Here is a 14,382-nt window from a genome sequence, read left to right as displayed (position 1 = left end):
ACGCTACGGCGAGGTCGGCAGCGAAGGCGACCAGCACCTGCACCACCACCGCAAGCAGCCCGACCACCGCCAGGCTCGCCAGCAGCATCGCCGCATAGGGCGCGACCCCGACCGCCACCAGCGCCACGGCAGACAGAATCGCCTGCCCGGCAATCAGCTTGCGGCGATCGAACAGGTCGCCCAGCGGCACGATGAAGAACAGGCCGAGCCCATAGCCGATCTGCGTTACCGTCACCACGATGCCAACCGAGGCCGGCGCGATAGCAAAATCATGCGCCATGGCGTCGAGCAGCGGATGGGCGAAATAGACATTGGCAACGCTCAGGCCGCAGGCGATGGCGAAGATCAGCGCGGTCAATCGTGACAATCCCGCAGGCGGCGGCGCCACCCGAGGCGGCCCATCGGATTGCTCGAGGCTTGTTGCGCCGCTGTTCGCCACCTGCATGTTCATGTCTGCTCTCTCCATAAAAGGTTTCAACTTGAAACCTCTTGCTGGATAGGCAGAACAGTTTTATGTTGCAACCGAAAATCGAATGCTGGACCAACGACTGCCATGGTGAAACGAACGAGCCACCACGAAGCGGATTGCCTCATAGCGCGACCACTGGACGCGATCGGCGACTGGTGGTCGCTGCTCATCGTGCGTGACGCGTTCGACGGCTTGCGGCGCTTCGGCGAATTCCAGAAGAGCCTCGGCGTCGCCAAGAACATCCTGTCGTCGCGGCTGCGCAATCTCGTCGCGCATGGCATCCTCGAAACGGTCCCGGCACCCGACGGCAGCGCGCATCATGAATATGTGCTGACGCAAAAGGGACGCGGCCTGTTCTATGTCCTGGTTGCCCTGCGGCAATGGGGCGAGACCTACTTCGCCGGACCGGGCGAACCCTATACCTTCATGGTCGACAATCTCACCGGCCGGCCGATCAAGCGCCTGGAAGTCCATGCCGAGGACGGTCGGCTGCTTGCCCCCGGCGAAACCCGGCTTGCCGACTTTCGCAACCGCGAAACCGGTTAAGAGCTGCTGCCTGCCAACAGGCGTGGCGGAATCGATTTCCGCTCGACCAGACAGGGAATCGGCTATCGTTTCCTGCAGCACAGAGGGTGGAGTGACCGATGAAAGCCGTCGTCTTCGAGAAATTCGGCGAAGCGCCGACGATCCAGACCGTTCCCGATCCGAAGCCGGCAGCCGATGGCGTCGTCATCAAGGTCGAGGCGACCGGTCTGTGCCGCAGCGACTGGCATGGCTGGATGGGTCATGACGACGGCATCACGCTGCCGCATGTGCCGGGCCACGAACTGGCCGGCATCGTCGTCGCCGCCGGCAAGCAGGTCACCCGCTGGAAGGCCGGCGAGCGCGTCACGGTGCCGTTCGCCGTTGGCTGCGGCCGCTGCTTCGAATGCAATTCGGGCAATCACCAGGTCTGTGAGCACCAGACGCAGCCTGGCTTCACCGGCTGGGGCTCGTTTGCCGAATATGTCGCCATCGAGCACGCCGACACCAATCTCGTGCGCTTGCCCGACGAGATGGAATTCGCCACCGCCGCCAGCCTCGGCTGCCGTTTTGTCACCTCGTTTCGAGCCATTGTCGACCAGGGCCGGGTGAAGCCGGGCGAATGGGTCGCGGTGCATGGCTGCGGCGGCGTCGGCCTGTCGGCGATCATGATCGCCAGTTCCATGGGCGCTAATGTCATTGCCATCGATCTCACCGACGAGAAACTGGATTTTGCCAAAAAGATCGGCGCCGTCGCCACCATCAATGCATCTACGACGCCGAACGTGGTCAAGGCGGTCAAGCAGATCACCAATGGCGGCGCGCATATGTCGATGGACGCGCTCGGCCACCCCACCACCTCGTTCAATTCGATATCCAATCTGCGCCGGCGCGGCCGCCATGTGCAGGTCGGCCTGATGCTGGGCGAGCATGCCCGGCCGCAGGTGCCGATGGACAAGGTGATCGCCTTCGAACTCGAAATCCTCGGCAGCCACGGCATGCAGGCCTACCGCTACCAGGCCATGATGGACATGATCCGCAACGGCAAGCTCAAGCCCGAACTGCTGGTCGGCAAGAGGATCAGCCTCGACGAGGCGCCCGCGGCCCTGATGGCGATGGGCGGCTTCGAGGGGATCGGCATCGGCGTGGTGACGAAGTTTTAGGCGAGGACGGCATCGTCGTCAGGCGATCGCGCGTCGTGGCAATTCCTGCTTCGCGAATTGCTTGGCGCCTACGACGCAAAGCACCACGCCGACCGTAACGACGACCATCAGCGGGCTGACCTGCTCGTGCAGCAGCGTCGCTGCCAGTGCCAATCCGAAAAATGGCTGCAGCAGCTGCAACTGCCCGACCGCGGCGATGCCGCCTTGCGCCAGCCCGCGATACCAGAACACGAAGCCGATCAGCATGCTGAACAGCGAAACATAGGCAAGCCCTATCCACGCACTGACGCCGACGCCGTCGAACGAAGGCGGCATGGTCATCAGCGTCAGCACCAGCATGATCGGCAGCGACAGCACCAGCGCCCAGCATATCACTTGCCAGCCGCCGAGCCTGCGAGACAGCGCAGCGCCCTCGGCATAGCCCAGGCCGCAGGCGATGATGGCAGCCAGCATCAGACCATCGCCCACCGGCGAGGCCGTCACGCCCTGCGTCAGGGCAAAACCCGCGACCAGCGCGCTGCCGATGCATGAAAACAGCCAGAACGCCGGGCGCGGACGGTCGCCGCCGCGCAGCACGCCGAAGATCGCGGTCGCCAACGGCAGCAGGCCGACGAAGATGATGGAATGGGCCGTGGTGACGTGCTTGAGCGCCAACGCGGTCAGCAAGGGAAAGCCGACAACCACGCCAAGTGCGACGATCACCAGCGACAGCAGATCGCCGCGCTCCGGGCGTTTCTGCCGGAACAGAAGCAGCAGCGCCAGGCCAAGCAGTCCGGCAATCGCCGCCCGGGCCGACGTCAGGAATGTCGGATCGAAATCCTTCACCGCCACGCGCGTTGCCGGCAGCGAGCCGCTGAAGATCAACACGCCGATGAATCCATTCATCCAGCCGCTCGCGGTCTTGTCCATCGTATGCTCCGTTTGTCGGCTCCGTATCGCGCGGAGCCGGTGGTATCGCCAGAGACAATGCGGTACAATTATGCAAAACTGTCATGCTTGGCAGAGCAGTACGGATGGACAAACAGACCACAGGAAGCGAGAGCAGCGGAACGCTGGTCGAAGGTGTCATGGCGACGATCCGCCAGCGGATCGCGGCGCGCAGCCTGACGCCGGGAGCGCAATTGCCGTCGATCCGCGCCTTTGCCAAATCCATGCGAGTGTCCAAATCCACCGTGGTCGAAGCCTATGAGCGGCTCGCCGCCGAAGGGACGATCCGCTCGCGGCCGGGCTCCGGATTCTATGCCGCCGGATCGCTGGCGCCGCTGTCGCTGGCCGAGATTGGTCCCCGCCTCGACCGCGCGGTCGATCCACTCTGGATCTCACGCCAGTCCCTGGAGGCCGGCGACGACATGCTGAAACCCGGCTGCGGCTGGCTGCCGGCCTCGTGGATGCCGCAGGCAGGTCTGCGCCGGGCACTGCGCACGGTAGCGCGTGCCGACGATGTCGCACTGGCCGATTACGGCACGCCGCTCGGCCTGCCGCCGCTGCGGCAATTGCTGGCGCGGCGTATGGCCGGGCACGGCATCGAGGCCTCTCCCGAGCAGATCATGCTGATGGAATCAGGCACGCAGGCCATCGACCTGTTGTGCCGGTTCCTGATCGAGCCCGGCGACACCGTGCTGGTCGACGACCCCTGCTACTTCAACTTCCATGCTTTGTTGCGCGCCCACCGGGCCAAGGTCGTCAGCGTTCCCTACACGCCGTCGGGGCCGGATATCGATCTGTTCGCGCAGGCGCTGGCCGAGCATCGGCCGCGCCTCTACATCACCAATTCCGCCATCCACAACCCGACCGGCGCGGTGCTGTCGCCAGTCACCGCCCATCGGCTGCTCAAGCTCGCCGACCAGTCGGAATTGACTATCGTCGAGGACGACATCTTCGCCGATTTCGAACATGCGCCCGCCCCCAGGCTGGCGGCGTTCGATGGCCTGAGCCGCGTCGTCCACATCGGCAGCTTCTCCAAGACGCTGTCGGCGTCGGTTCGCTGCGGCTTCATCGCAGCCCCCCGCGACTGGATCGAGCCCCTGACCGACCTGAAGATCGCCACCACCTTTGGCGGCGGCCGGCTTGCGGCCGAACTGGTGCTGACCCTGCTGAAGGACGGCAGCTACCGCAAGCACATGGATTTGCTGCGCGCACGGCTTGCGCGCGCCATGGGCGAGACCAGCGTTCGTCTGAAGGCGATCGGCATCTCACCCTGGATCGACCAGCCGGCCGGCCTGTTCCTGTGGTGCAGTCTGCCGGATGGCGTCGATGCGGCCGAAGTCGCCCGCCGCGCGCTGGCCGACAATATCGTGCTGGCGCCCGGCAACGCATTCAGCCTGTCTGGAACGGCCAGCCGCTTCCTGCGCTTCAACGCCGCCCAATGCGCGGACGAGCGGATTTTCAGGGTGATCGAGGCTGCGATGGCGCGACCAAGCTGATCCTGTTGCCTGGACAACCTCCGGCTGCTAAGGGACGGATCTGCGCGTCGAGAGAATATCCGCGCGATCCGAGATAGCGACTATGGGAACCAGCAAGTCAGCAGACAAGTAGGCCGCAACAGCAGTTCGTTGTTGCGGCGGCCCGTCATTTCCCATCTTCAGTGAGAACGGCAGATCGCCGCCAAATGTAGCCATTTGAGCGGATGTTCAATCATGCCTTGTCCAAAAAACCCGACATGGACCACTTCCCTGCCAGCAGCCATGGTGCTGATGGCGCCCTTCGACATCCTGGCCTCGCTGGCCATGGACATCTACCTCCCGATCGTCCCGGCGATGCCGGAGATCCTCAAGACATCGCCTGATGTCATCCAACTGACGCTGAGCCTCTACATGATCTGTCTTGGGCTCGGCCAAATCGTCTTCGGCCCGATTTCCGACAGGATGGGCAGGCGTCCGGTGCTGATCGGCGGCGCGCTTTTGTTTGCAGGCGCTTCCGTCCTGCTCGCCTGCACCTCGCTGGCCATGGTGTTCGTTGCCTTGCGGGTCGTGCAGGCCATCGGTGCATCCGCCGTTCTCGTTGCGACCTTTGCAACGGTTCGCGACGTCTATGCGCAGAGGCTTGAAAGTGCCGTCATCTACGGCCTGTTCAGTTCGATGCTGGCCTTCGTGCCGGCGTTAGGGCCAATTGCCGGTGCGTTGATCGCCGACAATCTCGGCTGGCGCGCGATCTTCCTGACGCTCGGCGGTCTGGCGGTAGCCGCCACCCTCAATGCATGGCCGAGATGGCATGAAACACGACCATTGAATGGCAACGACAGGCGAATGGCGTTTCGTCCCATTCTCTCCAGCTTCGCCTTCTGGGCGTATACGCTCGGCTTCAGTGCCGCCATGGGCGCCTTCTTCGTGTTCTTTTCGACGGCGCCCCGGGTGCTCATGGACCGCGCCGGCTTTTCACAGCTCGGTTTCAGCCTGGCCTTCGCCACCGCGGCGCTGGTGATGATCGTGACCACCCGCTTCGCCAAAAAGTTCATTGCACGTTGGGGCATTGCGGGCAGTGCTATCAGAGGCATGGCGATGTTGCTGCTCGGCGCGGCTCTGCTGGCGGCCGGGCAACTGTTCGCGGCGCCGTCCTTCGCGACATTCGTCTTACCGATGTGGGTCGTTGCCGCGGGTATCGTCTTCGCTGTCTCAGTCACCGCGAACGGTGCACTCGAGGCGTTCGGCGATGTCGCGGGAACCGCCGTCGCGCTCTACTTCTGCATCCAGAGCCTTGTCGTCGGCATCCTCGGCACGCTGTTCGTCATCCTGCTTGATGGAGACACGGCGTGGCCGCTGGTGGGCTACTGTTCGGTCATGGCGACGCTCACACTAGGCGCACTGAGGCATTTGCAGAAACGCCAAACCGAATAGACGGGACAGATGAGAAGCCTGGGCGGTTGGCGCAGGCTTCTCATCGTTGTCAGCGCGACGCCGCGCAGACCTCCCGCACGCGGTCGCGCAACCAGCGTTGCGCCGGATCGGCATCGAGGCGCGGATGCCAGAGCATGGAGATGGTGACCTCGGCGGTGGCAACCGGCAGGGGAAAACTGTGCATGCCGGTGCGTGCACCCTCGGTATGCCGCTCCGGAACGCTTGCGATCAGGTCTGATGTGCGGGCCATGGCAAGGGCTGCCGAGAACCCGGAAACCATGCACACGACCGTCCGCTGCAGCCCGAGCCGGTTCAAAGCCTCGTCGATCGGCCCTTTCTCGCGGCCACGCCGTGAAACGCTGATGTGCCGGCCTGCGGCATAGCGCTCCGGCGTCACCGCGCCCTCGCTCAACGGATGGCCCATTCGCACGGCGCCGATGAAGCGGTCGCGAAGCAATGCCTGGATGCGCACCTCCGGTCCGGTCTCGCCAGCGACGCCTATGTCCAGGTCGATCGCCGCATCGCGCAGCGACATGACGTCTCTATCGGACTTCGGTGCAAAGCGGAGCCGCACGCCGGGCGCATCGGCCTGGATACGGGCAACGAGACGAGGTGCGAATTCTTCGACGAAGCTCTCATTGGTGCGCAGCGTGAAGACCCTGTCCAGGCTCGGGAGATCGAGCAAGGTGGCAGGGCGCAGCAGGGCCTCCGCATCCTGGACGACACGACCCGCCTGTTGTCGCAGTTCTTCCGCACGCGGCGTCGCCACCAGGCCGCGACCGGCGCGAACCAGCAGCGGATCTCCCGTCGCCTCGCGCAGCCGCGCCAGCGTCCGGCTCATCGCCGAGGGGCTGAGGCGCAGGCGGCTGGCGGCACGCGCCACGCTGCCTTCGGCCAGCAGGACGTCGAGAGCGAACAGTAAGTTGAGATCGGGTGACGTCATCGGCAGATCATGGCATCATATGGCGCCAAACGCACGAATAAGATGCAAATGCGGCGCCTTCCGCCACATTGGCCAAGGAACTAGATCTCCAGCAGTTCCGGTTGTGGGACTGATGGAAGGAGATCGCCGTGGCAATCGCTGAGCAAAATCGGGACGGGCTGACATCGGCGTCACCACGGATGCAATCCGCCGGCTGGGCGTTGGCAAGTCTGTCGCTCGCCACGCTGCTGTCGTCGCTGGGAACCAGCATTGCCAGCGTCGGGCTGCCGTCGCTGATGCAGAATTTCGGCGCGACGTTCCAGTCCGTGCAATGGGTTGTTCTGGCCTATCTGCTCGCCATCACCACACTGATCGTCAGCGCCGGCCGGCTGGCCGACATGTTTGGACGCCGGCCGTTGCTGCTTGGCGGCATCGCGCTGTTCACATCGGCATCGGTGCTCTGCGGCCTGGCGCCGACGCTGTGGCTGCTGATCGCCGCACGCGCCGTGCAGGGACTTGGCGCGGCGCTGATGATGGCGCTGACGCTGGCCTTTGTCGCCGAAACCGTGACCAAAGACAGAATTGGCAGCGCCATGGGCCTGCTCGGCGCCATGTCCGCGATCGGCACGACACTTGGCCCCTCGCTCGGCGGCCTTTTGATCGCCGGCTTTGGCTGGCGCGCGATCTTCCTCGTCAATGTCCCGCTGGGTGTGCTCACCTTCACTCTCGCCTGGCGTGCCTTGCCGGCACGCAATAAAACCGCGCGGCTCGACCGAGGCACGTTCGATGTCATGGGCACTGCCCTGCTGGCCCTGACATTGGCCGCCTATGCGCTGGCCATGACGCTTGGCAGAGGCAATTTCGGACCGCTCAACGTCGGCCTGCTGGTCGCTGCCGGCATCGGTGTTTTTCTTTTCGCCGCCGCGCAGGCGAGTGTGAAAAACCCCTTGATCCAGCTTGCAAGCTTCCGCGACTACCAGCTGAGCGCCAGCCTCGCCATGAGCCTCGTTGTCGCGACGGTAATGATGGCGACTTTGGTGGTTGCCCCGTTCTATCTTTCGCGAGGACTTGGGCTCGATGCCGCAATGGTCGGCCTCGTGCTGTCGACCGGGCCGCTTGTCTCGGCCCTGTCGGCGCTGGTGGCTGGACGCCTGACCGATCGCTTCGGCGCCCACAAGATGATGGTCGCCGGCCTGCTCAGCCTCACGACAGGCACGTTCCTGCTGTCGCTCGCCATGGTGACGCTCGGCATTGCCGGCTATGTCGTTCCGATCACCGTCACCTGCATCGGCTACGCCCTGTTCCAGACATCCAACAATGCAGCCGTCATGGCCGGCATCAGTGCCGGCCAGCGCGGCGTCGTCTCCGGCCTGCTCAACCTTTCGCGCAATCTCGGGCTGATCACCGGCGCCTCGTTGATGGGTGCCATATTCGCCGTCGCATCGGCCGAAAAGCACCAAAGCATTGGTCTTCTGAGTTCCGAGGCCGCCCGGGGGATGCAGGTCACATTTCAGACGGCGACAGTGCTGGCGCTGATCGCGCTGGTCCTCGCGCTGCTCTCTGCCCGCGCCGCAGGCCGCACGGAATCCAGGGGTTCGTGACGCGCCACACCGCTCAGAGAGTAGAATTTCCAAACAGGCTCAGGCGCCTGCCCGCTTGCGGCGTTCATAGAGCATGACCAGCGTTTCAGCCGTCAAGGCAGGCTTTTCCTCGCCTTCAATCTCGACCGTATTGGCTGCCTTCATGAGATACTGGCCGGGACCCCTGTCCTCCATGGACAGCAGCGTGATGCGCAGCCTGATGCGCGCGCCGACCTTGACCGGCGCCAGGAAGCGCACCTTGTCGAAGCCATAATTGAAGGCAGCCTGGGTGTTCTCGGGCACGATGCCCATGCCGAGCGCCAGTGCGCCGATGATCGACAGCGTCAGATAGCCATGCGCAATCGTCGTGCGGAACGGGCTTTGCCGCCGCGCCCTTTCAGGGTCGACATGGATCCATTGGTGGTCGCCGGTGCATTCGGCGAACTGGTCGATGCGGTTCTGGTCGACCGTCGTCCACTCCGATACGCCAAGCTCCTGCCCGGCCATCATCCTCAACTGCTCGTAGGTCGGCGGCGCTTTAGGCCGTATTTCGTTCATTCCTGGTTTCCCGATCGCTTCCAAAGCCTCCGGACCACGAACTGACGGCCTCTGTCAATTCGCTCGGCGCAAATCCGTTCCGCCGGTTTCGGCCGCAATCGTGCCACGCCGCGAGCGCAGTCGCAGGCTAAATCGGGATTTCCAGGCTTCAGGGGCCGCTGGCAGCAACGAGCCAGCCTCGGCCATTTCCGCTACTTCTTCTCGTAGCCGGCGCGGATTTCCTCCATCGCCTCCTTGATGCGCGTGCGCAGGATGTCGACCGATTCGGCGCCGGATTTCTTGACCAGTTCAGCCACTTCGCCCGCATTCTTCAATGCGACTTCGAAAGACTTTCTGCCAAACTCCGTCTGTTTGGTCATCAGTTCCTGCGGATTGCCCGGCGCCCTGTAGCTTTGCGCCATGTCCGTGACCTCGCGCAGCGTGTCCTCCAGCATCTCGCGCTGCCTGGACAACAGCGAGGTCGCGCCGGCGGCACTGGCTCGTGCCGATTTCTCCAGCGCTTCGAGGTTCTTGCGGTGATGGGCGAGGATCGCCTCGACATCGACATTGGGCACCTTCAGGTCGCGGCCGAACCTGCCGAACATGTCCATGAAGGAATCGGATTCCGGTTGTTTCGCCATGCTCGTTTGCTCCCCTTTGCCGCATGATGCGGGCACCCTCGGCGGGAGAATAGCACTCGCATGCCGTGAGTCCATTCGGACACGGAGGAGTGAGCGCCAGTCTGGTCGCGCATCAATTCACGAGGAACAGCCGCTCGGCCACATAGAGCACGACACCGGCGAGCCCGCCGATGATCATGCCGTTGAAGCGGATATACTGCAGGTCCCGACCGATGTTCATCTCGATCAGCCGCGTCAGTTGGGCAAGGTCCCAGCGCTTGACCTGGTCGGCGATGAATGTCGACACGCCGGCCTTCTGGCTCTCCACGAACGACGCCAGAGCCACCACGAACCCTTGGTTCATGTCGGCCCGGATCTGCGCATCCCCGGCAAGATGGCGACCGACCTCGACGAACATGTTGGCAAGATGCGCGCGGACAACCGAATTCGGCGCCTTGGCGTCCTGCTCGATGAACTGGCTGAGGCTTGCCCACATCTCGCCGGCCAACCCCTTGACCTCCGGCCGGGCCAGGAAGTCGCGCTTCAGCTTCTCGGCCCGTTTGGCGTATTGCTTCGATGTTCTCAGCTTCTCGACGAAGCCTTGGGCGAAGCGGTCGAATTCGGCGCGCATCGGGTGGTCGGGATCGGCCCTCACCTCGTCGAGAAGCGACCCGGCCGAGGCGACGATCTTCTTCAGGAGATAGGCGTCGGCGCGGAACAGGTTGAACAGCGACGGCAGTTCCTCGCGGATCTTTTCGCGCATCGTCGCCAGCGCCTGTTCGTCATTGAGGAACCTGCCGATCACCTTGGTGAACTCGTCGAACAGTTTCTGGTGGCGGCGGTCGTCGGTAAGCGCTGACAACAGCTCGGCGGCCAGCGGCGCCAACGGCACCTTTTCGATCTGTTCCAGCATGCGGCTGGTGACGAAGCCGCGCAGGCCGGATTGCTCGACAGCGGCCAGCGTCTGCGGCACCAGCCGCACGACGAAGCGCGACAGGCCGGCGGCGCGCTCCGTATCGGCCAGCCAGTCGGCGACGAGTGCCGAGAAATCGACCTCGGCGAGCTTTTCGCGCACCGGTTCAGGCGCCAGGAAGTTGACCTCGATGAAGCGACCGAGATTGTCGGCGATGCGGTTCTGGTTCTCCGGGATGATGGCGGTGTGCGGGATCGGCAGTCCCAGCGGCCGCCTGAACAGCGCCACCACCGCGTACCAGTCGGCCAACCCGCCGATGGTCGCGGCCTCGGCAAAGGCGGCGACGAAGCCGAGCCATGGATAGGTGCGCTCGAAGGATTTGGCGAGCGCAAACACCAGCACGCAAAGCGCCAGTGCGGCCGCCGCGAGGAATTTCGTCCGCCGCAACGCGGAAAGCTTGGCATCCGCCTCGGCATCGAAACGGACCGGCGCCAGGGGCGAAGCCGATTGTGACATGGGTGAGCCGCTCCTCATCGATCTCAGCCTATTTAGTGTTCCGATGGCCGAAATACCCGCGACAGCGGGTTTCGCCCGGAACTTTCCCCGGCCGCGCACACAAAGTTGAGGAGAAAATTCATCTATCGGGCGAAGCTAGTCTGGAATTATTCCAAGGTATAGGCCATATTCCGCCGAGGCCAATGTGGCGAATCCGGAAATTCGGGTCAAAGCCATATCAGCAAAATTTCCAGATCTGGCGTGGTTGCACCGCACCAGTGCCTTGTGAGGACAAAATGCGGCTTACGCGCCAGACCAACTATGCCATGCGCATCTTGATGTATTGCGCGGCCAATGATGACCGATTGAGCCGCATCCCCGAGATCGCGGCCGCCTATTCGGTGTCGGAGCTTTTCCTGTTCAAGATCCTGCAGCCCCTGGTCGAGCACGGCCTCGTCCAGACCGTGCGCGGTAGGAATGGCGGCGTCAAGCTTGGCCGGGCGGCCGAAGCCATCAGCCTGTTCGATGTCGTGCGCGTGACAGAAGAGAGCTTCGCTATGGCCGAATGCTTCGAGAACGATGCCGCCGAATGCCCGCTCGTCGATAGCTGCGCGCTGAACTCGGCGCTGCGCGAGGCGCTGAACGCGTTCTTCGCCGTGCTGGAGCGCTATACGATCGCCGACCTCGTGGCGGCACGTCCAAATGTGCGCAACCTGCTCGGAATCGACATGCTGGAGCGCCGCGCACCAGCTGCCTGACCCAGCAGGGGCGCGGGCTAGATCTGCAATCAGGCCGCTGACTGAGGCAGCACGAACGGCATATTGCCGGCCGGCAGCACGCCGACCCTGAGCCGGCAGTCGAACACTTTTTCGATCAGGTCATCGCTCAGCACATCCCGCGGCGACCCGGTGGCGGCTAGCCTGCCGCGATGCATGACGAAGATCCGGTCGGCATACATGGCCGTCAGATTGAGGTCGTGCAGGATGGCGACCACGCCGCCGCCCCTTCTGGCGAAGTCGCGGGCAATGTTCATGATGATCAGCTGGTGCTTGATGTCGAGGCTGGAAACCGGCTCGTCGAGGAACAGAAAGCGCGGCTTGCCGTCAAGCACCGGTGCCCAGACCTGGCTCAGCACGCGTGCGAGCTGAACGCGCTGTTGCTCGCCGCCCGAAAGCTCCTGGTAGAAACGGCCGGCAAAGCCGTCGAGATCGACACGCGCCAGCGCCCGTTCCGGCAGCCGCGCATCCTCGCCCGGCAAGACGCCTGAGCGGCCGCCGACAAGGCCGAGCTTGACCACTTCCCGCACGGTGAACGGGAACGACAGCGTCGTCGCCTGCGGCAGCACCGCACGATGGACGGCCACCTCGACCGGCTTCATCGTCGAGAGATCTCGGCCGTTGAGGGCAACGCGCCCGGTGTAGGCGAGTTCGCCGGAAAGCGCTTTGAGGAAGGTCGTCTTGCCCGAACCATTGGGGCCGACGATGGCGGCGATCTCGCCGGGCCGCGCGTGGAAATCGATACCGCTGACGATAGGCTTGCCGGCGATATCAACCGAAACATCCTTGGCCTCGATCATCAAGCCTCACAAATCAACCACGCCGCGCTTGCGCAGCAGGATCCAAAGGAAAAACGGCGCGCCCGCTATCGCGGTGACGATGCCTATCGGCAGTTCGGCCGGCGCAACGATGGTGCGTGCAACCGCGTCGGCCAGAAGCAGCAGCGAGGCACCGAGCAGCGCCGACGCCGGCAGCAGATAGCGATTGTCCGGACCAATCAGCAGGCGCAGCAGATGCGGTACCACGATGCCGACGAAGCCGATGCCGCCGCTGACGGCGACGGATGCGCCGACCGCGGCAGAGACGCCGACGATGGCCGTGTATTTCAGCCGCTGCACCGGAATGCCGAGATGACCGGCGGTCGCCTCGCCAAGCGCCAGCGCGTTGAGGCCGCGTGCCAGGAACGGCATCGCCGCCAGCGCCAGCACGATGATCGGCCCTACCGACGCGATCTTCGCCCAGGTTGCGCCGCCGAGCGATCCGAGTTGCCAGAAGGTCAGGTCGCGCAACTGGCGATCATCGGCCATGAAGATAAGAATGCCGGTCAGCGCCATGGCGAGCGCCGCCAGCGCGATGCCGGCAAGCAGCATTGTGGCAACCGAGGTTTGCCCCCGCCGCGTCGCGACCTGGTAAAGCACCAGCGTGGTGGCGAGCCCGCCACAGAAGGCCGCCAGCGGCAGTGCAAGCGTGCCGAGCAAGGCGGTCACCGGAGCCAATATCGTGGCGCCGAGCACGATGACGGCAACCGCGCCGAGGCTGGAGCCGGCCGAGACGCCGATCAGGCCGGGGTCGGCCAGCGGATTGCGGAACAGTCCCTGCATAACCGCGCCGGAGACCGCGAGCGCCGCGCCGACCAGCATGCCGAGGATGATGCGCGGCAGGCGGATGTCATAGACGATCAGGCTGTCGCGGGCGCTCACCGCGGCGTCATCAGGCACTGTGCCGAACAGCCAGCCCCCGATGACGTTGACGGCCGAAGCGTCCGAAGCCCCCGATGTCAGCGACAGAAAAACGGCAGCCGCCAGCCCCAGGCACAGCAGAAGGATGACGATGCGGGCGCGGCCCGACCTGTCGCCTTCGGATACGCTTGCCATCACCGGGCCGGCGATCGATTGATCGACCATGATCCGCCCGTTCAGTCCGTGACCTGCCCGCCATAAAGCGAGACAGCGAGGTCGTGGATGGCATCGGCCGTGCGTGGCCCGAAGCCGAGCAGATAGGCACCGTCGATGCGGATCAGCTTGCGCGCCTTTCCGGCCGGCGTCGAGGCGATCGACGGATTGCCGAACAGTTCGTCGTCCGAGACCGGAGGCCCGGCATTGCTCATCATCAGGATCACGTCCGGTCTGGCGGTTATGATCGCCTCGTCGGACATTTGCTTGTAGCCGGAAAAGCCCTCGACCGCGTTGACGCCGCCAGCCAGCTTGACCATACCGTCGGCCGCGGTCTCGCTGCCGGCCGCCAGGATCTTGCCGCCCTGTATCGACAGCACGAACAGGATGCGCTTGCGTTCCTTGATCGACGTCGTCTGCTTCTCGGCTGCCGTGAGCTTGGCATCGAGTTCCCTGGCCAGCACCTCGGCCTTGGCGTCGACGCCGAGCGCCTTGCCGACGATACGGACCTTTTCGAGGATGCCTTCGTGGCTATAGTGCTCGGGCACTTCGATGAACGGGACGCTCGTCTTCTTCAAGACGTCGACGGCTTCCTTGGGACCGCTGCCATGCAACGCCAGGATGCCGGTCGGGTTGACCGAGAGCACGCCTTCCGGTGAC

General features: G+C 64.2%; 15 protein-coding genes. 6 read left to right on the top strand and 9 right to left on the bottom strand.

All coding sequences use genetic code 11. The features are described from left to right. Positions 1-451: MFS transporter (locus EOD15_RS14460; protein WP_127408575.1), on the bottom strand; the 451-nt coding region annotated here is incomplete at its 3' end. A gap of 102 nt (positions 452-553) precedes the next feature. Between EOD15_RS14460 and EOD15_RS14455 the strand changes: the two genes are divergently transcribed. Beyond that, complete coding sequence (locus EOD15_RS14455) at positions 554-1,015, top strand: helix-turn-helix domain-containing protein (RefSeq protein WP_127321572.1); 462 nt, start codon at positions 554-556, stop codon at positions 1,013-1,015. 98 nt (positions 1,016-1,113) lie between these two features. Then, positions 1,114-2,154 carry a zinc-dependent alcohol dehydrogenase family protein gene (locus EOD15_RS14450; protein WP_127329585.1) on the top strand — a complete coding sequence of 347 codons (1,041 nt, stop codon included), beginning with the start codon at positions 1,114-1,116 and terminating at the stop codon, positions 2,152-2,154. An 18-nt stretch (positions 2,155-2,172) separates the two neighbouring features. On the opposite strand, the gene EOD15_RS14445 is transcribed toward EOD15_RS14450, so the two are convergent. Further along, positions 2,173-3,063: a DMT family transporter gene (locus EOD15_RS14445; RefSeq protein WP_127320711.1), complete on the bottom strand. Its 891-nt coding sequence runs from the start codon at positions 3,061-3,063 to the stop codon at positions 2,173-2,175. Positions 3,064-3,167: 104 nt separating this feature from the next. Here EOD15_RS14445 and EOD15_RS14440 point away from each other — a divergent pair, with 104 nt between their 5' ends. Then, complete coding sequence (locus EOD15_RS14440) at positions 3,168-4,577, top strand: PLP-dependent aminotransferase family protein (protein WP_127320710.1); 1,410 nt, start codon at positions 3,168-3,170, stop codon at positions 4,575-4,577. A gap of 213 nt (positions 4,578-4,790) precedes the next feature. Then, the gene (cml, locus tag EOD15_RS14435; protein ID WP_127320709.1) at positions 4,791-5,987 is read left to right on the top strand and encodes a CmlA/FloR family chloramphenicol efflux MFS transporter; all 1,197 of its coding nucleotides are present in this window, start codon (positions 4,791-4,793) and stop codon (positions 5,985-5,987) included. Positions 5,988-6,036: 49 nt separating this feature from the next. Here the strand turns inward: cml and EOD15_RS14430 are convergent, their stop codons facing one another. Further along, positions 6,037-6,930 (bottom strand): LysR family transcriptional regulator, encoded by an 894-nt coding sequence (locus EOD15_RS14430; RefSeq protein WP_127320708.1) that lies wholly within the window; start codon positions 6,928-6,930, stop codon positions 6,037-6,039. Between the two features lie 128 nt (positions 6,931-7,058). Between EOD15_RS14430 and EOD15_RS14425 the strand changes: the two genes are divergently transcribed. Beyond that, positions 7,059-8,510: an MFS transporter gene (locus EOD15_RS14425; RefSeq protein WP_127320707.1), complete on the top strand. Its 1,452-nt coding sequence runs from the start codon at positions 7,059-7,061 to the stop codon at positions 8,508-8,510. Between the two features lie 39 nt (positions 8,511-8,549). On the opposite strand, the gene EOD15_RS14420 is transcribed toward EOD15_RS14425, so the two are convergent. The 3 genes from EOD15_RS14420 to EOD15_RS14410 all read right to left on the bottom strand — a co-directional run bounded on the left by EOD15_RS14420 (position 8,550) and on the right by EOD15_RS14410 (position 11,075). Beyond that, complete coding sequence (locus tag EOD15_RS14420) at positions 8,550-9,047, bottom strand: MaoC family dehydratase (RefSeq protein ID WP_127267530.1); 498 nt, start codon at positions 9,045-9,047, stop codon at positions 8,550-8,552. 191 nt (positions 9,048-9,238) lie between these two features. Further along, positions 9,239-9,667 (bottom strand): phasin family protein, encoded by a 429-nt coding sequence (locus tag EOD15_RS14415; protein ID WP_127320706.1) that lies wholly within the window; start codon positions 9,665-9,667, stop codon positions 9,239-9,241. A 112-nt stretch (positions 9,668-9,779) separates the two neighbouring features. Next, the gene (locus EOD15_RS14410) at positions 9,780-11,075 is read right to left on the bottom strand and encodes a DUF445 domain-containing protein (protein ID WP_127272245.1); all 1,296 of its coding nucleotides are present in this window, start codon (positions 11,073-11,075) and stop codon (positions 9,780-9,782) included. 275 nt (positions 11,076-11,350) lie between these two features. Between EOD15_RS14410 and rirA the strand changes: the two genes are divergently transcribed. Next, positions 11,351-11,812: an iron-responsive transcriptional regulator RirA gene (rirA, locus tag EOD15_RS14405; protein WP_127267528.1), complete on the top strand. Its 462-nt coding sequence runs from the start codon at positions 11,351-11,353 to the stop codon at positions 11,810-11,812. Between the two features lie 29 nt (positions 11,813-11,841). Here the strand turns inward: rirA and EOD15_RS14400 are convergent, their stop codons facing one another. From EOD15_RS14400 to EOD15_RS14390, 3 genes are all read right to left on the bottom strand, one after another. Further along, the gene (locus EOD15_RS14400) at positions 11,842-12,630 is read right to left on the bottom strand and encodes a heme ABC transporter ATP-binding protein (RefSeq protein ID WP_127267527.1); all 789 of its coding nucleotides are present in this window, start codon (positions 12,628-12,630) and stop codon (positions 11,842-11,844) included. A gap of 6 nt (positions 12,631-12,636) precedes the next feature. Further along, on the bottom strand, positions 12,637-13,734 hold the full coding sequence (locus EOD15_RS14395) for an iron ABC transporter permease (protein ID WP_127267526.1): 1,098 nt from the start codon (positions 13,732-13,734) through the stop codon (positions 12,637-12,639). 11 nt (positions 13,735-13,745) lie between these two features. Next, on the bottom strand, positions 13,746-14,382 hold a 637-nt coding region (locus EOD15_RS14390), incomplete at its 5' end, for an ABC transporter substrate-binding protein (RefSeq protein ID WP_127408574.1).

Source organism: Mesorhizobium sp. M7A.T.Ca.US.000.02.2.1 (assembly GCF_003996995.1).
Lineage (GTDB): Bacteria > Pseudomonadota > Alphaproteobacteria > Rhizobiales > Rhizobiaceae > Mesorhizobium.
The sequence above is the reverse complement of the archived record's forward strand: the minus strand, read 5'-3'. Positions and strand labels throughout refer to the sequence as shown.

Excerpts from the sequence above, each read along its gene's own strand:
- EOD15_RS14455 (WP_127321572.1), top strand. The coding sequence starts at position 554 with ATGGTGAAACGAACGAGCCACCACGAAGCGGATTGCCTCATAGCGCGA.
- EOD15_RS14450 (WP_127329585.1), top strand. The coding sequence starts at position 1,114 with ATGAAAGCCGTCGTCTTCGAGAAATTCGGCGAAGCGCCGACGATCCAG.
- EOD15_RS14445 (WP_127320711.1), bottom strand. The coding sequence starts at position 3,063 with ATGGACAAGACCGCGAGCGGCTGGATGAATGGATTCATCGGCGTGTTG.
- EOD15_RS14440 (WP_127320710.1), top strand. The coding sequence starts at position 3,168 with ATGGACAAACAGACCACAGGAAGCGAGAGCAGCGGAACGCTGGTCGAA.
- cml (WP_127320709.1), top strand. The coding sequence starts at position 4,791 with ATGCCTTGTCCAAAAAACCCGACATGGACCACTTCCCTGCCAGCAGCC.
- EOD15_RS14430 (WP_127320708.1), bottom strand. The coding sequence starts at position 6,930 with ATGACGTCACCCGATCTCAACTTACTGTTCGCTCTCGACGTCCTGCTG.
- EOD15_RS14420 (WP_127267530.1), bottom strand. The coding sequence starts at position 9,047 with ATGAACGAAATACGGCCTAAAGCGCCGCCGACCTACGAGCAGTTGAGG.
- EOD15_RS14415 (WP_127320706.1), bottom strand. The coding sequence starts at position 9,667 with ATGGCGAAACAACCGGAATCCGATTCCTTCATGGACATGTTCGGCAGG.
- EOD15_RS14410 (WP_127272245.1), bottom strand. The coding sequence starts at position 11,075 with ATGTCACAATCGGCTTCGCCCCTGGCGCCGGTCCGTTTCGATGCCGAG.
- rirA (WP_127267528.1), top strand. The coding sequence starts at position 11,351 with ATGCGGCTTACGCGCCAGACCAACTATGCCATGCGCATCTTGATGTAT.
- EOD15_RS14400 (WP_127267527.1), bottom strand. The coding sequence starts at position 12,630 with ATGATCGAGGCCAAGGATGTTTCGGTTGATATCGCCGGCAAGCCTATC.
- EOD15_RS14395 (WP_127267526.1), bottom strand. The coding sequence starts at position 13,734 with ATGGTCGATCAATCGATCGCCGGCCCGGTGATGGCAAGCGTATCCGAA.